At 72.4% G+C, this 19,626-nt stretch carries 20 protein-coding genes; 8 read left to right on the top strand and 12 right to left on the bottom strand.

The features are described 5' to 3' along the window. The first annotated feature begins 96 nt into the window (after positions 1–96). Positions 97–1,173 (top strand): septation protein SepH, encoded by a 1,077-nt coding sequence (gene sepH, locus OOJ91_RS23750; RefSeq protein WP_266248289.1) that lies wholly within the window; start codon positions 97–99, stop codon positions 1,171–1,173. Positions 1,174–1,332: 159 nt separating this feature from the next. Here the strand turns inward: sepH and thpR are convergent, their stop codons facing one another. The 5 genes from thpR to OOJ91_RS23725 all read right to left on the bottom strand — a co-directional run bounded on the left by thpR (position 1,333) and on the right by OOJ91_RS23725 (position 5,969). Then, positions 1,333–1,911 carry an RNA 2',3'-cyclic phosphodiesterase gene (thpR, locus tag OOJ91_RS23745; protein WP_266248288.1) on the bottom strand — a complete coding sequence of 193 codons (579 nt, stop codon included), beginning with the start codon at positions 1,909–1,911 and terminating at the stop codon, positions 1,333–1,335. Positions 1,912–1,922: 11 nt separating this feature from the next. Beyond that, on the bottom strand, positions 1,923–2,432 hold the full coding sequence (locus OOJ91_RS23740) for a hypothetical protein (RefSeq protein WP_266248287.1): 510 nt from the start codon (positions 2,430–2,432) through the stop codon (positions 1,923–1,925). A gap of 137 nt (positions 2,433–2,569) precedes the next feature. Next, entirely contained in the window at positions 2,570–3,853 is a 1,284-nt protein-coding gene (locus OOJ91_RS23735) for an MFS transporter (protein WP_266248286.1), read from the bottom strand. Between the two features lie 71 nt (positions 3,854–3,924). Beyond that, a complete protein-coding gene (locus OOJ91_RS23730) occupies positions 3,925–4,374 on the bottom strand; it encodes a MarR family transcriptional regulator (protein WP_266248285.1) in 450 nt (149 codons plus the stop codon). A gap of 116 nt (positions 4,375–4,490) precedes the next feature. After that, positions 4,491–5,969 carry an NCS2 family permease gene (locus OOJ91_RS23725; protein ID WP_266249827.1) on the bottom strand — a complete coding sequence of 493 codons (1,479 nt, stop codon included), beginning with the start codon at positions 5,967–5,969 and terminating at the stop codon, positions 4,491–4,493. 88 nt (positions 5,970–6,057) lie between these two features. Between OOJ91_RS23725 and OOJ91_RS23720 the strand changes: the two genes are divergently transcribed. After that, positions 6,058–6,303: a DUF2530 domain-containing protein gene (locus OOJ91_RS23720; RefSeq protein WP_007454822.1), complete on the top strand. Its 246-nt coding sequence runs from the start codon at positions 6,058–6,060 to the stop codon at positions 6,301–6,303. Between the two features lie 28 nt (positions 6,304–6,331). On the opposite strand, the gene OOJ91_RS23715 is transcribed toward OOJ91_RS23720, so the two are convergent. Next, positions 6,332–7,261 carry a DUF3027 domain-containing protein gene (locus OOJ91_RS23715; RefSeq protein WP_266248284.1) on the bottom strand — a complete coding sequence of 310 codons (930 nt, stop codon included), beginning with the start codon at positions 7,259–7,261 and terminating at the stop codon, positions 6,332–6,334. On the opposite strand from OOJ91_RS23715, the gene OOJ91_RS23710 reads away from it, so the two are divergent. Beyond that, a complete protein-coding gene (locus OOJ91_RS23710) occupies positions 7,260–8,876 on the top strand; it encodes an MFS transporter (RefSeq protein WP_266248282.1) in 1,617 nt (538 codons plus the stop codon). The two genes, OOJ91_RS23715 and OOJ91_RS23710, sit on opposite strands and share 2 nt — an antisense overlap. Next, positions 8,873–9,523, top strand: coding sequence for a futalosine hydrolase (locus OOJ91_RS23705; protein ID WP_266248280.1), 651 nt, complete (start codon positions 8,873–8,875; stop codon positions 9,521–9,523). Before OOJ91_RS23710 ends, OOJ91_RS23705 begins: the two co-directional genes overlap by 4 nt. Positions 9,524–9,606: 83 nt before the next feature. Here OOJ91_RS23705 and OOJ91_RS23700 read toward each other — a convergent pair whose 3' ends face one another. Beyond that, on the bottom strand, positions 9,607–10,476 hold the full coding sequence (locus tag OOJ91_RS23700) for a helix-turn-helix domain-containing protein (RefSeq protein ID WP_266248278.1): 870 nt from the start codon (positions 10,474–10,476) through the stop codon (positions 9,607–9,609). 378 nt (positions 10,477–10,854) lie between these two features. On the opposite strand from OOJ91_RS23700, the gene OOJ91_RS23695 reads away from it, so the two are divergent. Next, complete coding sequence (locus OOJ91_RS23695; RefSeq protein WP_266248277.1) at positions 10,855–11,685, top strand: 1,4-dihydroxy-6-naphthoate synthase; 831 nt, start codon at positions 10,855–10,857, stop codon at positions 11,683–11,685. On the opposite strand, the gene OOJ91_RS23690 is transcribed toward OOJ91_RS23695, so the two are convergent. Next, positions 11,646–12,032, bottom strand: a complete 387-nt coding sequence (locus OOJ91_RS23690; protein WP_007454813.1) for a cold-shock protein — start codon at positions 12,030–12,032, stop codon at positions 11,646–11,648. The two genes, OOJ91_RS23695 and OOJ91_RS23690, sit on opposite strands and share 40 nt — an antisense overlap. 27 nt (positions 12,033–12,059) lie before the next feature. Beyond that, positions 12,060–12,683 carry an HAD family hydrolase gene (locus OOJ91_RS23685; RefSeq protein WP_266248276.1) on the bottom strand — a complete coding sequence of 208 codons (624 nt, stop codon included), beginning with the start codon at positions 12,681–12,683 and terminating at the stop codon, positions 12,060–12,062. Between the two features lie 83 nt (positions 12,684–12,766). Between OOJ91_RS23685 and OOJ91_RS23680 the strand changes: the two genes are divergently transcribed. After that, the gene (locus OOJ91_RS23680) at positions 12,767–15,250 is read left to right on the top strand and encodes a helicase-associated domain-containing protein (RefSeq protein WP_266248274.1); all 2,484 of its coding nucleotides are present in this window, start codon (positions 12,767–12,769) and stop codon (positions 15,248–15,250) included. Positions 15,251–15,306: 56 nt separating this feature from the next. On the opposite strand, the gene OOJ91_RS23675 is transcribed toward OOJ91_RS23680, so the two are convergent. After that, positions 15,307–15,543 carry a hypothetical protein gene (locus OOJ91_RS23675; protein ID WP_266248273.1) on the bottom strand — a complete coding sequence of 79 codons (237 nt, stop codon included), beginning with the start codon at positions 15,541–15,543 and terminating at the stop codon, positions 15,307–15,309. A gap of 95 nt (positions 15,544–15,638) precedes the next feature. Further along, entirely contained in the window at positions 15,639–16,526 is an 888-nt protein-coding gene (locus tag OOJ91_RS23670; RefSeq protein WP_266248271.1) for a L,D-transpeptidase family protein, read from the bottom strand. A 173-nt stretch (positions 16,527–16,699) separates the two neighbouring features. Here OOJ91_RS23670 and OOJ91_RS23665 point away from each other — a divergent pair, with 173 nt between their 5' ends. Beyond that, positions 16,700–18,379 carry a DNA repair helicase XPB gene (locus OOJ91_RS23665; protein WP_266248270.1) on the top strand — a complete coding sequence of 560 codons (1,680 nt, stop codon included), beginning with the start codon at positions 16,700–16,702 and terminating at the stop codon, positions 18,377–18,379. A 129-nt stretch (positions 18,380–18,508) separates the two neighbouring features. Here OOJ91_RS23665 and OOJ91_RS23660 read toward each other — a convergent pair whose 3' ends face one another. Beyond that, positions 18,509–19,081: a TetR/AcrR family transcriptional regulator gene (locus OOJ91_RS23660; protein WP_266248269.1), complete on the bottom strand. Its 573-nt coding sequence runs from the start codon at positions 19,079–19,081 to the stop codon at positions 18,509–18,511. Between the two features lie 88 nt (positions 19,082–19,169). Here OOJ91_RS23660 and OOJ91_RS23655 point away from each other — a divergent pair, with 88 nt between their 5' ends. Then, positions 19,170–19,541 carry a DUF4267 domain-containing protein gene (locus tag OOJ91_RS23655; RefSeq protein WP_266248268.1) on the top strand — a complete coding sequence of 124 codons (372 nt, stop codon included), beginning with the start codon at positions 19,170–19,172 and terminating at the stop codon, positions 19,539–19,541. Positions 19,542–19,626 lie beyond the last annotated feature (85 nt).

Raw genomic sequence — 19,626 nt, 5'->3', positions numbered from 1 at the left:
TCCCCCACCCCGAGACAGATGCGCGTACGGTGGTCCGAGACGCCTGGGTGGCCGACTCGTGGCGTGCGGCCAGCGAAGCGGGACGGAGGCAACGCTATGCGCCCAGTACGCTTCGTCGCCCTCTCCGAGGACGGCCAGGCCCTGGTGCTCGCCGACGAGGTGGGACGACTCCTCGCCCTGCCGATCGACGAACGCATCGCCGGCGTGATGCACCCCGAGCCGGGTGCCCCGCCGCTCGCGGTGGCACCGACCACGGCCGACCCGATCCCCTCGCTGTCCCCTCGCGACATCCAGGCCCGCATTCGCTCCGGTGAGTCCGCGGAGGATGTCGCCCGGATCGCCGGGGTGCCTGTCGACCGGGTCCTGCGCTACGCCGGCCCGGTGTTGCAGGAGCGGGCGATGCTCGCCCAGCACGCCCGCCGCACCCGCCTCAAGGGCGCGGAGAAGCCCACCCCGCTCGCCGAGGTGGTCAACGGTCGGCTGAGCCAGCACGGCATCGACACCGAGAAGATCTCCTGGGACGCGTACCGGCGCGACGACGGCACCTGGCGGATCATCGCCACCTGGCCGTCCGGCAAGGCCACCGCGCAGGCCATCTGGGACATGGACAAGGCCCGGCAGGTGGTCACGCCGCACGACGACATGGCGCAGTACCTGTGCGCCGAGCGGCCCACGCCGATCCTCGGCCAGGAGCCGGCACCGGAGCGGACCGGGCACGGCCTGCCCGGCCCGTCGCGTGGCGAGCCGAGCCGGGGTGGGCACGGGTTGCCGGCCGCGTCCGAGCACCCGCGCCCCGGCCGCGATCCGATCCGGGCTGGCCGGGACGCCCTGCTCGCCTCCCTGGACCGCCCGCTCGGTGGCTCGTCGGGTCGTGGCCTTGAGCCGCGCACCCCGGCTGCTCTTGCCGGCTCGGACGCGCCTCGGCAGCGGCCGGTCGGCGGGGGTGCCGCCGCGCTGCTCGGCGGTGGCCAGGGCTCGGCCTTCGACGACGACTCGGACGCGCCCAAGGAGGTCCCGGCCGTGCCGTCGCTGGCGGTGCTGCGACCCCGCCGGACGGCCGCCGCGGCGGCCTCCGGCGAGTCGACCGACGCCAGCGGCAAGCCGCGCAAGCGCCTGCCGAGCTGGGACGACGTGCTGTTCGGCAGCGGCCCGGCCGCCCGCGAGTCCTCCTGACGCGTGACGTCGGGCGGTCGGCTGACCGCTACCGCCGACACACGGCAGTCACTGCGTGATCCACTCGGGTTCGTGGAATCGGGCCATCGGTCCGAACAAGAAGCCCCGACTTCCATGAACCCGAGTGGATCATGAGTTCAGGCTGTCTGGCTCGACGGGTCAGAGCGGCCAGGCGGCGAGGCGGTCGTAGCGCGGCCGGAGGCCGAGGTGGCTGTGAACCAGCACCAACTCGCTCGCCCGCCACTCGGGTCCCTGGTAGTCGTTGAGGGCGACCCGGTCGGCTTCGACTGCCGCCGGGGCCACCCGGTCGCCGGGCCGGGCCACTGTCAGGTGCGGGCGGAGCGGCCTGTCGTCGTACGGCAGCCCGGCGTGCCGCAGTCGGTGGCGGATCAGCCGGGCAAGTGCGTGCAGCGCCTCGACGTCGCCCCGGACATCCGTCCAGAGCACGGTGCGCCGACCGTCGCCGAACACGCCGCCGCCGCCGAGACTCAGCCGGGGCGAGGCGTGCCGGTCGTCCCGGAACCACTTGGCGGCGAGCCCGAGCGCACTCCGCACGTCGGCCAGGCGGGCGGTCTCGACCTCACCGAGGAAGGCAAGCGTGAGGTGCAGGTTGGCCGGGTCGGCGAGCCGGACGGCGGTACCGGCGGTGGCCGCCGCGCCGACCCGCAGCCGGGCGGTCTGGGCGCCGAGGTCCTCGACCGCCGCGACGGGCGGATAGACGGCGACGAAGAGCCGCATCGGCCGGCCGGTCAGCGGTGCCGTTGCCGGTGCCCGGCGCGGGCCGCCGGCAGGGTCAGACCGGCGGCGTGCAGCACACCCTCCACCCGGATCCGCTCGATCTGCTGGTCGACGCCGCTCAGCTCGGTGAGGTGTTCGGTGATGCCGAGGGCGCGGCAGGCCAGCCGGAGTCGGTCGTCGTACGCCTGGAGCACCGCGCCGTGCCAGACCATGGACCGGGCGTTGCCGCCGAGCCGCTGACCGCCGAGGCGGCGCAGGTCGGCGGCGAGCTGTTCCAACGGGCGACGGTCGGTGCGGTCGAACTCGCTGAGGTCGATGTCGCGGGTCAGCGCGTCGGCTTCGATGGCCCGGTCGAGGCGGGCGATGGTGCGGCGCTCCCGCCGACGCTCCCGCCACTCGGACCAACCGCAGACCACCCGGTCGATGATCTCGTCGGCGCAGAAGAGCAGGGCGAACGCCGCCGGGAGGCTGGCCACGGCGAGGAACGCCAGGGCAAGCATCAGCGCGCGTTCGACTCCCACATATCGACGCTAAGCCCCGTCGTGCCGCCCCGCCAGCGAATTGGCCGCATCCGCGCTATCCGCCGATCCGGGCCTCCCCGCCTTCTCCGCTCGTGCGCAAGAGCCCCGTTCCGGTCGAAAGGGGCCCTTCGCGCAGCTCAGCAGTCGGCAGAGGTGACGTAGAAGCGGGGCATGGGCAGCACCCGGAAGCGCAGTCGCGCACCGGAGCGGCGCAGTTGCCAGGTGAGCGCGACAAGCGCGGCGGCCAGCGAGATCAGTCCGCCCATCCAGATGCTCGCGCCGGCGCCGAAGTGCTCGGCGACCCAGCCGATCAGCGGTGCGCCGACCGGGTTGGTGCCCAGGAACACCAGCACCCACAGGGCCATCACCCGGCCGCGGAAGGCGGCGTCCACACCGAGCTGAACGCGCTGGTTGGCAGCCTGGGCGAAGAAGACCATGAAGAAGCCGGTGGGCACGAGCAGCACGACGACCAGCCAGTACGTCGACGCGAAGCCGACCAGGGTGCCGAAGCTGGCGCAGGCGATCGCGGCGCCGAGCACCAGCCAGATCGACGGCCGGCTGCGCCTACCGGTGCCGCTGAGCGCGCCGCACAGCGCGCCGACGGCGAGGGCCGTGCTGAACAGGCCGAAGGATGCGGCGCCGGTGTGGAAGACCGTCTTGGCCAGCGCGGCCAGGGTGAGCTGGAAGTTGAACAGCGACATGCCGATCACCGACATGACCGCCATCGGCAGCAGCAGGTCCGGCCGGCGCCACACGTACCGCAGCCCGTCGACGACCTTCGCGGACGCCCGCTCGTCGCGCGGCGGGAGCGCGTCGCGGTGCAGGTCACTCGTCCGCATCCGGACCACGTTGACAAGCGGCGCGATGGAGCTGACGGCGGTGAAGAGGAAGACCGGGCCCACGTCGAAGGCGGCGATGGCCAGGCCGGCGACCGCCGGGCCGACGATCCGGGCGGAGTTGAACACGGCGGCGTTCAGCGACAGGGCGTTGGGCAGCAGGGGCGTGCCGACCAGTTCGGAGACGAACGCCTGGCGGACCGGGGTCTCCACGGCGTTTGCCGTACCGAGCAGGGCGGCGAACGCGAAGACGTGCCAGAGCTGCACCAGGTCGGTGAGCACCAGCAGGGACATCCCGAGCGCCAGCACCGTCCAGAAGGCGTTGGCGGCGAAGAGCAGCACCCGCTTGTCGTACCTGTCGGCGAGGCGGCCGGAGAGCAGGGTGAGCAGCAGCACCGGGGTGAACTGCAGCGCGGTGACCACGCCGAGCGCGGTGGCCGAGTTGTCGGAGAGCTCGAGGACGAGCCAGTCCTGGGCGATGAACATCATCCAGACGCCGATCAGTTTGATCAGCTGCCCGGATGCGAAGAGCCGGTAGTTGCGGACCTGCAGGGACTGGAACATCGTGCTCAACTTGGCCTGCACTCTTGGTGCGCCTCCTCTGGACGTACACGTCATCGACAGGTGACGGCACGGCCCGGTGGCGCGGGCGCGGCTCAGGCGCGAGCGAGCTGCTGAAGAATCTCGGCGGCCCTGTGCAGGGTCTCCCGTTCGTCCTCGTCGAGCGCTGCCAGCCGGTGGGCCAGCCACTCGTCGCGGGCCCGCTCGAACTGGTCGAGCACGGCCTGCCCTCCCTCAGTAGCCGTGAGGATGACCTGCCGGCCGTCGGTCGGGTGGGGGGTCCGTCGCACGAGGCCACGGTCCTCCAACTTCGCGACGATCTTGGTCATCGTCGGTGGCTGCACCCGTTCGACGTCGGCCAGTTCCCGGGGCGTCATCCCGCCCGCCAGCCGCAGGCTGGTGAGCGCGGAGACCTGGGTGACCGTGAGGTCGCCGACCGGCCGGGCCCGTCGGACCCGCCGGTTGAGTCGGGTGATCGCATCTCGCAACTGGGGAGCCAGCTGCGCCGGTGGCACGCGTTCCGCCGTCACCGTCCGCTCCGTCACGTTAGTTAGCTTAACTAATGAGCCTGGCTAACGACATCCGTTATGACCAGGCTCACGAGGATGTTTGTGCTGTTCCGGGCGGGGAATCACACTCGACTCCCCGCCCGGACGGCCTCTCAGAGCACAAGCGACTCGATGGGCCCGCGCAGGAAGTACAGCACGAAGAGCACTGCCACCCCGTACAGCAGCGGGTGGATCTCGCGGGCCTTGCCCCGGGCCAGCTTGACCACCACGAAGGTGATCAGACCGGCGCCGATCCCGTTGGAGATCGAGTAGGTGAACGGCATCAGCACGATGGTGAGGAACGCCGGAATGGCGATCTCGTAGTCGGACCAGTCGATAGTCCGTACCGCGGTCATCATCAGGAAGCCGACCACCACCAGGGCCGTCGACGCCGCCTCGAACGGCACGATCACCACGAGCGGCGCCAGGAACATCGCCAGCAGGAAGAGCACGCCGGTGACCAGGCTGGCCACGCCGGTCCGGGCACCCTCCCCGACACCTGCGGCACTCTCGATGTACGACGTGTTGCTGGAGGTGCTCGCCGCACCGCCGGCCGCCGCAGCGATCGAGTCGACAAGCAGGATCTCCTTGGCCTTCGGCGGGGTGCCCCGCTCGTCGAGCAGGCCACCCTCCTGACCGACCGCCACCATCGTGCCCATGGTGTCGAAGAAGTCCGTGATCAACAGGGTGAAGACGAACATCAGCACGACCACCCAGCCGGCGCGGCCCCACGAGTCGAGCACGTTGAACTTGCCGAGCAGCGACAGGTCCGGAACGTCCACCACAGTCTTGGGCAGCTCCGGCACGTTCAGTGCCCAGCCCTTCGGGTTGGGCTTCCCGTCGACGAACGACGGGCCGATGTTGGCGACCGCCTCGACGATGACCGCGAGCACGGTGGAGGTCAGGATCCCGATCAGGATCGCCCCCTTCACCCGGCGCACCACGAGCACAAGCGTCAGCAGCAGGCCCAGCACGAAGACCAGCAGCGGCCAGCTCACCAGCTTGCCGCCGATGCCCAGGCCCACAGGCACCGTGGTGTTCGCGACGTCCGGGATCCGTCTGACGAAGCCCGCGTCCACCAGGCCGATGATGGTCAGGAAGAGACCGATGCCCACGCCGATCGCCGTCTTCATCTGCGTCGGCACCGCGCGGAACACCGCGGTACGCAGGCCGGTGAGCACCAGCACCGCGATGATCACACCCTCGATCACCACCAGGCCCATCGCGTCGGCCCAGGTCATCTCGGGGGCGATCTCGTACGCCACCAGGGCGTTGACGCCCAGACCGGCGGCGAGCGCCAGCGGGAACCGGCCGACCACGCCCATCAGGATGGTCATCAGGCCGGCGACGAGCGCGGTCGCCGCGGCGAGTGCCGGAATCGGGAGGGACTTGCCGTCACCGTCGACGGCACCGCCCAGGATCAACGGATTGAGCACCACGATGTACGCCATCGTGAAGAAGGTCGCCAGGCCACCGCGTACCTCGCGGCTCACCGTCGAGCCGCGGGCGGAGATCTCGAAGAACCGGTCGAAGCCGTTACGCGGGTGAGCGGGGTCGGGAGGTGTGCCGTTCTCGGGCGGCGCTACTGCCATCAGGTCCTCGCAGGTGATCTTCCGGTTGTCGCGCGCATCGTCCCAGATCACCGACGGGCAGGGGAAGTGGATCGCGTACGCTTGCCGGATGCCGAACGACCAGCCACCGCGTCCCGCGCCGCTGGACCCGCCGATGGTGCCGTTCGCCGTCGCCGGGCTGATCGCCTGGGCGGTCGTCGGGCTGGTGCTTCTGGTGTTCTTCCGCGGCTGGCTTACCGAGCACGATCACGAGAACTGGCTCTGGACCTGCCTGGCCGGTTTCCTGTGGGGGTTCCCCGGCCTCGCCGTCATGCTGCGTCACGACGCCAACCGACGCCGCCGCCGAGCGAACTGAGCGCAGCCGCCCGCGCCGGCGCGAACGCTCAGGGGTGCCCGTACGGCTCCGCCGGCTCGGCTGCCTCCACCGAGCCCGGGGCACGGCTGACCGACATGGCCTCGACCGCGCTGTCGTCGTACACCGTCGGAAGATCCTCCACGGCGGTCTCGGCGGCCTCGATGAGCGTCTCCGAGTGGGCGCCGCAACCGTGGTCGGCGCTCACCACCCGGCCGTCGTCCGGGGCGTAGAAGTTGCCGCAGGCGCCGAACGCCTGCCGCAGCGAGCCGGCCAGCGGCAGGTAGAAGCCGCAGGTGCCGCAGCGGGCGGCGGCCGGGGCGGCGGTGGAGATGGCGGCCGTCGGGCCGTGGTCGCCGTCGTACCAGCGCTGCGCCGCGTCGGCGCGCCCCTCCCGGGACAGCACCCGGGCCCGACCGAGACCCAGCTCCCAGGCCGTCTCCTCGACCGCCGGGTCGTCGGAGAGCAGATAGCCGGGGGCCAGCCGCTCGTCCTCCGGCGAGGTCGGCAGCAGGTCACCCGGGCCGAGGTCACCCGGCTTGAGCCGCTCCTGCCAGGGCAGCCAGCCGGGTGCGAGCAGCGCGTCGGGGCCGGGCAGCAGCACCGTCTCGCAGATGGTCACCGTCTTGCTGCGCGCCACGCGGGTGACGGTGACCGCCCACCGCCAGCCGCGGTAGCCGGCGAGGAGACACTCGAAGTAGTGGGTGACCAGCCGTTCACCCTCGGCAACGACCTGTAGGTGGTCGCCGACGTCGTCGGCGTCCACCTCGGTGATGCCAGCGCGGGCCACCTCGACGGCGGCGGCGCAGACCTGGTCGAGACGGGCGGCACGGGTGGAGGCGGGCCTGGTCACCCGACCATTGTTCCCCATGCTCCCCGCAGGGGTGACAGGGACTCCCGGGGAACCTTTCACCGCAGTGGTGCGGCGTACCTGGATCAGATGGGCGAGGATGGTGCACATGCCGCCGTACTCCCGCTCCGGGCGATCCGTCCTCGGGCGGACCGTTGGCACCGGCATTCGGGCCGTCCGCCTGCTCCTGCGTGGTTCGGTGGGCAGCGGCCGCTGGGTGACCCGCCGGGCCGGCCGGGCCCGGACCCGGGGCGCCGGCGGCGAGGTCGGCATGATCCGCCTGTTCGACCTGCACGCCGTCTCCTGCGCGGGCGACACGCTTATCGCCATCGGCCTGGCCGGGACGATCTTCTTCAACGTGCCGCTCGGCGAGGCCCGCAGCAAGGTCGCGCTCTATCTGCTGGTGACCATGGTGCCGTTCGCGATGCTCGCCCCCGTGGTGGGTCCGCTGCTGGACCACTTCCGGCACGGCCGGCGGTACGCGCTGGCCGCCACCATGCTCGGCCGGGCGTTCCTGGCCTGGCTGATCTCCGACTACATCCACGGCTTCGGGCTCTATCCGGCAGCGTTCGGTGTGCTCGCGCTGTCGCGCGCCTACGGCGTGGCCCGGTCCGCGGCCGTGCCCCGGCTGCTTCCGGAGGGGCTGGGCCTCTCCCAGGTCGGCGCACGGGCAAGCGTCTACGGCACGGTGGCGGGTGCGCTCGTCGCGCCGATCGGGTTGGCGGCCTTCTGGTTCGGGCCGCAGTGGCCGCTGCGCGTCGCGTCGGTGATCTTCCTGATCGGCATGGTGATCTCCCTGCGGCTGCCGCCGAAGGCGGACTCGGAGCCGCCGGAGCGGGTCCCTCGAGCGTTGCGCGCGCTGGGCCGCCGCGGAGACCGACCGCTGGGCCGGGGCCGACCCGCCGGGCGACTGGTGATCGCGACCCTGGTCGGCGCCGCGACCCTGCGCGCCGTGTACGGCTTCCTGCTGCTGTTCCTCGCCTTCGCCATCAAGAAGGGCGACCTGACCACCGACGTGTTCGGCCGGGACCTGGGCGCGGAGTGGGCGCTGGGGCTGGTCGGCGGCGCACTTGCCGTGGGCAGCTTCCTGGCGACCGCCGTCGGCACCCGGTTGCGCATCCACCGGCCGACAGCCATCCAGTCCAGCAGCATGATCATCGTGGCGGGGGTGGCGGTGCTCGCCGTCATCCAGTTCTCGCTGCTGATGGTGGCCCTGCTCTGTCTGGTCACCGCGCTCGTCAGTGGGGTGGCCAAACTTGCCGTGGACGCCTCGATCCAGGAGCGCATCCCGGAGCGGCTGCGAGCCAGTTCCTTCGCCCACTCCGAGACGGTCCTGATGCTCGCCTTCGTCGTCGGCGGCGGGCTCGGGCTGGTTCCGTTCGACGGCCGTACGGGCATCGCGGTCGCCGCCGGCGTGGGCATCCTGGCCGCCGTCCGGGGGGTGCTGGTCGCGGCCCGACTGCGCGCCGAGAAGCTCGCCGGCCGGCCGCTCGGTGACGACGAACTGGCAGCTGACGAGCCGGTGGCCGAGGACGAGCCGGTGGTCGAGCCCGCCGCCGTCGCCCCCACCTCGCCCGCTCCCACCCAGGCCAACCCGCCGCAGCACGACGAGCCGGGGCTGGCACCGCCGGGCTACCACATCTACCGCCCCTCCTCGGCGGTCGGCGGCCCGGGCGGCGGAGCGGACGACGAGACCCGCCGGGAGTCCCCCGGCTCGCTCTCGTGACAGGCCTCCTGGTGGTGACCGCGGTGCCGGCCGAGGCGGACGCCGTACGCGCCGGCCTGACCGACGCCAGCGTCACAGTCGCCCCGATCGGGGTGGGCCCGGCGGTCGCGGGTGCCGCCACGGCACGGCTGCTGGCCCTGGCCGAGGCGGCCGGTCGCCCGTACCGCGCGGTGGTCAGCGCCGGCGTGGCCGGCGGCTTCACCGGGAGGGCCGCCGTCGGCGACACGGTGCTCGGCACCGCCAGCATCGCCGCCGACCTGGGCGCCGAGTCACCCGACGGCTTCATCCCTGTCGACGACCTGGGCATGCCACAGGCGCTGCTCGGCGGAGGCAGCGTCATGCCCGCAGACCCGGGCCTGCTCGCGGCGCTCCGGGCGGCACTGCCGGCGGCGACGACCGGCCCGGTGCTCACCGTCAGCACGGTCACCGGCACCGCCGCCGGCACCGACGAGCTGCGCCGCCGGCATCCGGAGGCGGTCGCCGAGGCCATGGAGGGGTACGGAGTCGCGGTCGCCGCCGCGCAGGCCGGAGTGCCCTTCGTCGAACTGCGCACCATCTCCAACCCCATCGGCCCCCGCGACCGCGACGCCTGGCGACTACGCGAGGCCCTCACGGCGTTGACCACGGCAGCTCCGGCGCTGCGCTGAGCGTGCGGCCTGGCCGGCGCGGCGCTGGCTGTGCGGCCGGCCCGCGCGGCGCTGGCTGTGCGGCTGGCCGGCGCTGCCCCTGCTCAGCGGTAGGTCAGGCGGCCTGGTCGACCCAGCCGCAGTGCCGCGGGCCGGCGGGCCTCGATCGCGAAGCCGCACGCCAGCAACAGCTCGATGCCGGCGTCCTCGGCTATCGCGGCGGCGTCGTCGATACCGGCCTCGCGCATTTCGGTGACAAGTGCCGTGACCAGCCTCCGCCCGAGCCCCAGCCGTCGGTGACGGGGATCAACGAGCACGCCGTCGAGCGCCATCTCCCTCTCCGGTAAGGCCGGGTCCCATTCCCCGTCCTCGAGGTGTGGACTCCGTTCATGTGCTCGCAGCTCGCCGACCAGTTGCCCGTCGGGAAGCTCGGCGACGTACCGCCAACAGACGGACGGCAGGTCACCGCCCACGACCCGGCGTACCCGGGCCGTTCGTCGGATTTCCGCGCCCCACCGTCGGTTGTCGCGGTAGCGCCGGTTCAGCTCGTAGGCCGCCGGCGGCAGGGGCAGCGGATAGCGCTCGGGCGGCAACCTGTACCACGCCGCCCACCACGCGCCCGGCCAGTCCCGAGGCTCGTAAACCGGCCAGACGTCCAGATGAGCCGGGTACCGCCGCCCTGCCATGTCCCGCATGTCGTCGTGTGGGACAGGCGTCGGTTCGATGACCGCGGGTGTCACCGATGGCGTGCCGAACGCCATCTCCCCTCGCGCGGCCCGGACGAGGCGCTCCACCGTCCGGAATCGAGGATCGGCGACCCGCCCCGACTCGATCCGAGCCAGCGTGGGCTGCGGCACACCGGCCCTCTCGGCCAACTGCCGCTGACTCAGATCGGCCTGGCGGCGCAGAGCACGAATCACCTCGCCCAGGTCGGCTCCGGCAGTCTCGACGGTGCGGTCAGTCACCTCGGTCACAGGGCGATGGTCCCGGGAGTTCAGAGAGCTATCAACACCGTCGCCGGAACTGTGGATAAAGCTGTGGACAACCGCCGAGGCCGGTGGACGGCCCACCCCGCCGTCCCTTTGGAGCTGATGCCGCAGACGAATCACCGCGTCGGCACTGCCACTGGTCTGGATTCGGCTTCGTGCGGTGATGCATTGACAGCATCAGCTCCAAAGGGCCTCCGGGACAGGTGTCGACCTCGCCAGGCCGGTTTCGCCGGCGTGCGCCCACCACCTCGACCCGGCCCCAACCAGCCCGGGCCCGCGGGAGTGTCTCGGCCAGTCGGTCGTGGATCACAGTGGGCGGGGCGCGCACGTGCTGCGGGTCGGGTGCGGGGCTAACGTGAGGGTGTGGCGCTCTCCCTGGCGATCTCGCCCTGCCCCAACGACACGTTCGTCTTCGACGCCCTGGTGCACGGGCGGGTGCCCGGCGCACCGCCGGTCGAGGTGACGTACGCCGACGTGGACGTCACCAACACGGCGGCCGAGCGGGGCGCGTTCGACCTGGTGAAGGTGAGCTACGCGGCGCTGCCCTGGCTGCTCGACGACTACCACCTGCTGCCCTGCGGGGGCGCGCTCGGTCGCGGGTGCGGGCCGCTGGTCCTCACCAGGGGTGACCGCGCCGACCTGGCCGGCGCCACGGTGGCGGTGCCCGGCGATCGGACGACCGCGTACCTGCTGTTCCGGCTCTGGTCAGCCGGGCAGCCACCGGCCCGGATCGAGGTGGTTCCGTTCCACGAGATCATGCCGGGCGTCGCGGCTGGTCGCTACGACGCTGGGCTGGTGATCCACGAGGCCCGGTTCACCTACCACCGGCACGGGCTGACCGCGCTCGTCGACCTCGGCGAATGGTGGGAAGCCGACACCGGGCTGCCCATCCCGCTCGGCGCGATCCTGGCTCGGCGCGGCGCGGTCGACCCGGTGGCCGCGGCCGGCTGGATTCGCGAGTCCGTTCGGCAGGCCTGGGCCAACCCGACGGTCAGCCGGGAGTATGTCCTCGCGCACGCCCAGGAGATGGAACTGGACGTGGTGGACAGGCACATCGGCCTGTACGTCAACGAGTTCACCGCCGACCTGGGCGAGGCCGGCTTCGCCGCGGTGACGGCGCTCCTCGACCGCGCCGCCACCGCCGGCCTGGTGCCTCAGACCTCCAGCTCGCGCGCCACCGCGTGGACCAGCTGAGCGATCTTCTGCGCCGTCTTCTTGTCCGGGTACCGGCCCCGGCGCAGGTCCGGCTGGACCTTCGCCTCCAGCACCTTGATCATGTCCTCGACGAGGCCGTGCAACTCCTCGGCCGGCCGACGTCGCAGCTCGGCCATCGACGGCGGCGCGTCCAACAGTTTGACGCCCATGGCCTGCGCGCCCCGGCGGCTGTCCACCACGCTGAAGTCGACCCGCTGACCACCCTTGAGGTCGGTGACGCCCGCCGGCAACGCGGCCTTGGGCAGAAACACGTCGCCGCCCTCGTCACTGGTGACGAAGCCGTATCCCTTGGCCGTGTCGTACCACTTCACTCGACCCGTAGGCACCTGAGAACCCCTGCTTCACTTGAGCCGCTACTGCTCCCAGGCTAGCTGGATCATGCCGTCGAGCGCCGCTGGGAATCCGGTGAGATCGTCCAGCACCACCTTCGCCCCGGCGGCGCGCAGCTCAGCGGAGGAGCAGGGGCCGGTGGCGACAGCGATTCCCGGCACCCCGGCCGCAGCAGCCGCCACCATGTCCGCCACGTGGTCACCGACGTAGTGGGTCGCGCCCTGCTCCCGCAGCGCGGTCGCCTTCTGCTCGGCGAACAGGTCACCGGCCAGCTCGTCGACCGTGAGACCGAGGTGCTCCAGGTGCAGCCGGGCCAGCCGGCCGATCTTGGACGTGACGACAAGCACACGGCCGCCCCGCCCGCGGACCGCGTCGATGGCCTCCCGGGCGCCGGGCAGCGGGAGCGTCGGGGTGATCGCGTACGCCGGGTACAGCTCGCGGTACACCCGCACGGCCGACTCGACCTGCTCCGGCGGGAACCAGTGCGCGATCTCGGTGCGCAGCGGCGGGCCGAGCCGGGACACGGCCAGGTCGGCGTCCACCGGCACGCCCGTCCTGGCGGTCAGGGCCCGGTAGGCCGCGGCGATGCCGGGGCGGGAGTCGACCAGGGTCATGTCGAGATCGAATCCGACTGTCAGTGCGGGCATGTCGAGAAACGTACCGGTGACCCCGGACCGGCCGGACGTCCGAGGGGCGCGACTGCCCGGTGCCGGGCTAGCGTGGAAAGACGATGACCACCTCACTCGCCGACCACCTGCGGTCGTTGCCCGACGAGTCGCTGGCCGCGCTCCTCCAGCTCCGGCCGGACCTCGTCGTGCCCGTGCCTGCCGACGTCTCCGCCCTGGCCATCCGCGCCCAGTCCCGGGTCTCGGTGGCCCGCGCCCTGGACGGGCTGGACCAGTTCACCCTCCAGATCCTCGATGCCGCCCGGCTCACCCGACACCCGGACGAGGGCACCACGGCCACCGACGCCGTGCTCGCCATGGCGACCACCGGGCCGCACCCGCCGGCACCCACGGCCGTCCGGGCCGCCGTGGGCCGGCTGAGGGCGCTTTTTCTGCTGTACGGCCCCGAGCACGCCCTGCACGTGGTGCCCGCCGTCGACGAGGTCTCCCCGTACCCCGCTGGGCTCGGCCGACCCGCCGCGGAGCTGGACCCGCGCACGGCCGCGCTCTGCGCGGACCCGGCGAAACTGCGCCGGACGCTGCTCGCCGCACCCCCGTCGGCCCGGGCGATCCTGGACCGGTTGGCGGCAGGTCCACCCGTGGGCAGCGTGCCTCCGGGCGCGTTGCAGGCGCCGCCGATCGGCGCGCAGGACGCCGTCCTCGCCGACCCGACCAACGGTGGCGCGCCGACCGGCTCGCCGGTGCGCTGGCTGGTCGACAACCGGCTGCTGGTCGCGGTCCCGGCCGGCTCGTCGACGGCAAGCGGCACCGTCGAGCTGCCCCGCGAGGTGGGGCTGCTGCTGCGCCGCGACACTGGCCCGCTCGGTCCGTTGCGCACCAGCCCGCCGCCGGCGGCCACCCCGCCCCGCGAGCCGAAGGCTGTCGACTCGGCAGGCGCCGGGCAGACCATGGAGGTGGTCCGGCACACCGAGGGGCTGTTGGAGCAGCTCGCCGCCGAACCCGCGCCGGTGCTGCGCTCGGGCGGGATCGGCGTCCGGGACCTGCGTCGGCTGGCGCGTACCGGCGGCCTGGACGAGCCGACCACCGCGCTGCTGCTGGAGGTGGCGTACGCGGCGGGGCTCGCCGGTGAGTTGGAGATGCCCGGTTCGACCACCGGCCGCTACGGCGCCGATCAGCAGGTGCTGCCGACCGGCGGGTACGAGGTGTGGCGGGCCGCCTCACTGGCCCAGCGGTGGGAGCACCTGGCCCGCGCCTGGTTGACGATGACCCGGCAGGTCGGCCTGGTCGGTCGGCGTGACGACCGGGACCGGCCGATCACCGCGCTGTCCGCCGAGGCCGAGCGGGCCAGCGCGCCGGCCACCCGGCGGGCGGTGCTCGGGGTGCTCGCCGACCTGGAGCCGGCGACCGCGCCCACGCCGGAGGAGGTGCAGGCCCTGCTGGACTGGCGGGCGCCACGGCGCAGCCGGGGTCGCGAGGCCGCCCACCGGGAGGTGCTTGCCGAGGCGGCGCAGCTCGGCGTGACCGGCCTGGGGGCGCTCACCTCGTACGGGCGGTTGTTGCTGGGCGAGCTGACGTCGGCCGACGAGCCGGGCGGCGACCCGCTGGGGTTGCACGCGGACGTGGAGAGCGGCGACCCGTCCAGTGCCGCGCGGGCGTTGGACGCGCTGCTGCCCGCCCCGGTCGACCACTTTCTGGTGCAGGCCGACCTGACCGTGGTGGTGCCCGGGCCGCCCGAGCCGGCGCTCGCGGCCGAGCTGGAGGCGACGACCGAACCCGAGTCGGCCGGCGGGGCGAGCGTGCACCGGGTCACCACGGCGAGCGTGCGACGGGCGCTGGACGCCGGTTACACGGCCGACGACCTGCACGAACTGTTCCGACGCCGGTCTCGTACCCCGGTTCCGCAGGGACTCAGCTACCTGGTGGACGACGTGGCCCGTAAGCACGGTGGGCTGCGGGTCGGGTCGGCCGGGGCGTACCTGCGCAGTGACGACGAGGCGTTGCTCAGCGAGGTGCTTGCCGACCGACGGTTGGAGTCGTTGACGCTGCGCCGGCTGGCGCCGACGGTGCTGAGCACCCCGTACCAGGTCAGCCGGATGCTGGGTGCGCTGCGGGACGCCGGGTACGCGCCGGTGCAGGAGGACGGCACGGGCGGCACGATGCTGTCCCGCCCCCGGATCCGGCGTGCTCCGGCGCGGGTCGCGGTGACCACCAGGACGCTCGACCCGCTGGCCGCCCCGAAGCTGCCGATGCCCCGGCTGCTCGGAGTGGTGGAGCACATCCGGCGGGGCGACGCGGCGGCGCGGGCGGCCCGGCGGGCGCCTGCCGTCGTCCGTGGCGGGGCGGCGGGGCTGGGCGGAGGTCCGGTGCCCGCGCACACGCACAGCGAGGCCCTCGCCGTGCTCCAGCAGGCGGTCCGCGACAAGGCGCTGGTCTGGGTCGGGTACGTCGACGCCCACGGGGCGACCGCGTCCCGGCTGGTCAAGCCGGTGTCGATAGGCGCCGGCTACCTGCGGGCCGAGGACGAGCGGACCGAGATGCTGCACACCTTCGCACTGCACCGGATCACCGCGGCGGTGCTTGCGGACTGAGCAGGGGCAGGCCGACGCCGGCCGTGCGCGGTCGACGGCGGCTGCTGCCTGTTCGGTCAGCGGCGGCTGCGCCGGAAGGTGCCGACCACCGAGACGACAAGCAACAGGGCGAAGCCGGCGCCGGCGGACTCCCCTACCGAGTCGACGAAGCCCTGCCGCAGCACCAGCCAGCCGACGAGGAACCATGCGACGAGGAGCGCGGCCGCGAGGGCGTACGCGACCACAGTCGCGCGGGACACCTCGTCGGGTGGCGCCTGTTCATGCTCTGCGATCACGTCACGGTCGACAGTCATGCCCAGCCTCCCCGCCCGGTGCGGCCCTGGACTCCCAAGAGTGTCACTACCGCGACGCGTGGGACAGGGGATAAACCCCGAGTCGGGCGGGATGTTCAGGTGCCGGGGCGGCGGCCGATCAGCACCACCCGGGTGCCGACCTTGCCCAACTCCCACATCCGGACGGCGTCGGCGTGCAGCAGGTTGACGCAGCCGTGCGAGCCGATCGACTTGTCGTGCAGGTAGGTCGTGGTCTCGTGGAACCCCATGCCCTGGGTGAAGTGCTGCCAGTACGGCAGCCACACCTCGTACGGGTCGGACCACTCCTTGGGGTTGCGGTAGTTGACCGTGTAGGTGCCGGACGGGGTGCGGTAGCCGGACATGCCGGTACGCGTCACCGTCGGCCCGAGGACCACCTTGCCGCCCCGGAGGGCCCACACGGTCTGCCGGGTCAGGTCCACGCAGAAGGTGGTGCCGGTGCCGGCCTTGCAGCGGGTCGTGTCGGTGGTGGCGAGGCGCTGGGCCACGTCGAGGGTGGTCGGCCCGGCGCGTCCCTCGACGGGGCGAATGTCGTACCTCTTCTGGAACTTCTTGATGGCGGCGCAGTCGGCGGCGGACTGCCGCCCGTCGACAGTGAGGGGCCCGAACCCGCCCAACCGCGCGAGGTAGGTCTCCACCGCGCGCTGGTGCTGGCCCTGGGGGCAGCCGGCGACTGTCGGCGTACCGCTGGGGGTCGGGGTGGACGCCGTGCGGGTCGGCTTCGGCGTGGGTTTCCGGGTGGGTTTCGGGCTGGGTTTCGGGGTGGGCGCGGCCGGCGTGGGCCGGCCGCGCTGGTCCGGCCCGGACGTGCCGCTCGCCCCCGTTGCCTGTTCCGCCGCACCGACCGGGGCGGCTCCCCCGCCACCACTCCCGCCGGACTGCGGATCGAACGTGCACGCGCCGGCACCGACCAGCACGACCACCGCCAGGGCAACCAGCGGGAAAGTGCCGCGGACACGCCTCATGGCACCTCCCCTGGACGGTTGTCCCTTTGCTAGACGTTCGTAAGTGCCGTTCTGGTTGCACCCGGTGCTCATCTTTCTTTCGACGTTCTCCGCCGTGCAACACTGGATGGTCGGCCAGCAGCGGGTATGCGACCCGTTCCGGCCGGACAGCCAACCGAGGAGAGGACGCTGGCGTGAGTGGTGGACCCCTGATCGTGCAGTCGGACAAGACCCTACTGCTGGAGATCGACCACCCCGACGCGCAGGCCTGCCGGATGGCGATAGCTCCCTTCGCCGAGCTGGAGCGCTCTCCGGAGCACGTGCACACGTACCGGCTGACTCCGCTCGGGCTGTGGAACGCCCGGGCGGCGGGGCACGACGCCGAGGGCGTGGTCGACTCGCTGATCAAGTACTCCCGCTACCCGGTGCCGCACGCGCTGCTCGTCGACGTGGCCGACACGATGGACCGGTACGGCCGGCTCCAGCTCGCCAACGACCCGGCGTACGGGCTGGTGCTGCGGGCGCTCGACCGGCTGGTGCTGATCGAGGTGGCCAAGAGCAAGAAGCTCGCCGGGATGCTCGGCGACAAGATCGACGACGACACGATCCGGGTGCACCCGTCCGAGCGGGGCCGGCTCAAGCAGGCGCTGCTCAAGCTGGGTTGGCCTGCGGAGGACCTGGCCGGCTACGTCGACGGCGAGGCGCACCCGATCGAGCTGGCCGAGGCCGGCAAGGACGGGCGCAAGCCGTGGACGCTGCGGTCGTACCAGCGGGAGGCCGTGGAGGCGTTCTGGGCCGGCGGGTCGGGCGTGGTGGTGCTGCCCTGCGGCGCCGGCAAGACACTTGTCGGCGCGGCGGCGATGGCCGAGGCGAAGGCGACGACGCTGATCCTGGTCACCAACACGGTCGCCGGCCGGCAGTGGAAGCGGGAGCTGATCGCCCGCACGTCGCTGACCGAGGAGGAGATCGGCGAGTACTCGGGCGAGCGCAAGGAGATCCGACCGGTCACCATCGCCACGTACCAGGTGCTCACCTCGCGGCGCGGCGGCGCGTTCACCCACCTGGACCTGTTCGGCGCCCGTGACTGGGGCCTGGTCGTCTACGACGAGGTGCACCTGCTGCCCGCGCCGATCTTCCGGTTCACCGCGGACCTTCAGGCCCGCCGTCGGTTGGGCCTCACTGCCACTCTGGTACGCGAGGACGGCCGCGAGGGTGACGTGTTCAGCCTGATCGGGCCGAAGCGCTACGACGCGCCGTGGAAGGACATCGAGTCGCAGGGCTGGATCGCCCCGGCCGAGTGTGTCGAGGTCCGGGTGACCCTGACCGACGCGGAACGCATGTCGTACGCGACGGCGGAGGCCGAGGAGCGCTACCGGATGGCGGCGACCGCCCGCACCAAGCTGCCGGTGGTGAAGGCGCTCGTCGACAGGCACCCGGACGACCAGGTGCTGGTGATCGGCGCGTACATCGACCAGTTGCACCAGATCGGCGAGTACCTCGACGCGCCGATCGTGCAGGGCTCGACCACGAACAAGGAGCGGGAGCGGCTCTTCGACGCGTTCCGCACCGGGGAGATCCGCACGCTGGTGATCTCCAAGGTCGGCAACTTCTCGATCGACCTGCCCGAGGCGGCGGTGGCGATCCAGGTGTCGGGCACGTTCGGGTCGCGCCAGGAGGAGGCGCAGCGGCTGGGCCGGGTGCTTCGGCCGAAGGCCGACGGCCGGCAGGCGCACTTCTACACGGTGGTCTCCCGGGACACGATCGACACGGAGTACGCGGCGCACCGGCAGCGCTTCCTCGCCGAGCAGGGGTACGCGTACACGATCGTCGACGCCGACGACGTCCTCGGCCCGACCCTGCCGACCTTCGACTGAGCTGTCGTCGCCCTGATCGACTCGGTGCGTCGGTCCCGGCCGACGCCGTCGGGGATCGGGTGCCTCCCGCGCTCGCTATCGAGCTGATGCCGTGGACGAATCGCGCGAGGACTCAGTCAGCCCTGACCCTCAGCGCGAGAAGCGGGCCACAAGCACCGCGAGTCGCCGGTCGTGGTCGGCGCGGCGGAGCCGGCCGCTGCGCATCAGCGTGACAAGCCCGTGCAGGCCGCTCCAGAACGTCTCGGTGACCGCCTCCAGGTCGTCGTCACCGGCCGCCGGTCGCACGGCCTCGGCCAGCTCGGCGAATCCCCGGGCCAGGTCGGTCGGAACGTCCTGGCTTGCGAACGGCAGATCCACGGTGAGGGTGAACATCGCGTCGTAGAGCGCGGGCCGCTGTTCGGCGAAGGTGGTGTACGCCGCCGCGACGTCGGCGACCGCCAGCCGAGGGTCGGCTGCCGAGGTCCGGGCCGTGGCCAGGGCGGTGGCCAGCTCGGCGAAGCCCTCGACGGCGACCGCCGCCATGATGGCGTCCTTGCCCTTGAAGTGGCTGTAGAGGACGGGCTGGCTGTATTCGATCTCGGCGGCGAGCCGGCGAGTGGTGACCGCGTCCCAGCCTTCCGCCAGGGCCAGGTCGCGGGCCGCGGTGATGATGGCCCGTTCCCGTTCCGCCCGCTCGCGCTCCCGGCGCGTCTGAGTCGACATGACCGCAATCCTAGCACCGCTAGCGATCCTGTCGTTGCTCTGCTAGCGTCGCTCTTACATCTAGCGGCGCTAGCAATTGGAGCGGACCATGTTGTCACCCCTGGCCTACGGGCTCGCCGTCGTACTCAACCTCTTCGTCGTCTTCATCGGCGCGCGGTTCCTGCTGGTGCCCCAGGCCGCAGCCGCCGGGTACGGCGTGCCGGCCCGGCCGGACGGCGACCCCGCCTACCTGACGATCAAGGGGCTCAGGGACCTCACCTTCGGGCTCATCGGCCTCGCCCTGATCGCCTTCACCACCGCCGACTCGGTCGCGTGGTTCATGCTGATCGTCGCGCTCGTCCCGCTCGGCGACACACTCATCGTGCTCCGCAACGGCGGAACGAAGGCCGTCGCCTTCGGCATCCACTTCGCCACCGCCCTGGTAGTCCTCCTGGACGCCGCCCTCCTGTTCGCCCTCTAACCCGGCCCCGGACCTTCCCGGCGTGATCAAGAGGTTTGCGTCACCGAGAGGCCGATCGGTGACGCAAACCTCTTGATCACCGAGG

The organism is Micromonospora lupini (assembly GCF_026342015.1).
GTDB lineage: Bacteria > Actinomycetota > Actinomycetes > Mycobacteriales > Micromonosporaceae > Micromonospora > Micromonospora lupini_B.
Note: the sequence above shows the minus strand (reverse complement) of the source record. Positions and strands in the feature narration are given on the sequence as shown.

Coding starts and splice junctions, on each gene's coding strand:
- sepH (WP_266248289.1), top strand. CDS start 97: ATGCGCCCAGTACGCTTCGTCGCCCTCTCCGAGGACGGCCAGGCCCTG.
- thpR (WP_266248288.1), bottom strand. CDS start 1,911: ATGCGGCTCTTCGTCGCCGTCTATCCGCCCGTCGCGGCGGTCGAGGAC.
- OOJ91_RS23725 (WP_266249827.1), bottom strand. CDS start 5,969: ATGGCAGTAGCGCCGCCCGAGAACGGCACACCTCCCGACCCCGCTCAC.
- OOJ91_RS23720 (WP_007454822.1), top strand. CDS start 6,058: ATGCCGAACGACCAGCCACCGCGTCCCGCGCCGCTGGACCCGCCGATG.
- OOJ91_RS23710 (WP_266248282.1), top strand. CDS start 7,260: ATGCCGCCGTACTCCCGCTCCGGGCGATCCGTCCTCGGGCGGACCGTT.
- OOJ91_RS23715 (WP_266248284.1), bottom strand. CDS start 7,261: ATGTGCACCATCCTCGCCCATCTGATCCAGGTACGCCGCACCACTGCG.
- OOJ91_RS23685 (WP_266248276.1), bottom strand. CDS start 12,683: ATGCCCGCACTGACAGTCGGATTCGATCTCGACATGACCCTGGTCGAC.
- OOJ91_RS23680 (WP_266248274.1), top strand. CDS start 12,767: ATGACCACCTCACTCGCCGACCACCTGCGGTCGTTGCCCGACGAGTCG.
- OOJ91_RS23675 (WP_266248273.1), bottom strand. CDS start 15,543: ATGACTGTCGACCGTGACGTGATCGCAGAGCATGAACAGGCGCCACCC.
- OOJ91_RS23670 (WP_266248271.1), bottom strand. CDS start 16,526: ATGAGGCGTGTCCGCGGCACTTTCCCGCTGGTTGCCCTGGCGGTGGTC.
- OOJ91_RS23660 (WP_266248269.1), bottom strand. CDS start 19,081: ATGTCGACTCAGACGCGCCGGGAGCGCGAGCGGGCGGAACGGGAACGG.
- OOJ91_RS23655 (WP_266248268.1), top strand. CDS start 19,170: ATGTTGTCACCCCTGGCCTACGGGCTCGCCGTCGTACTCAACCTCTTC.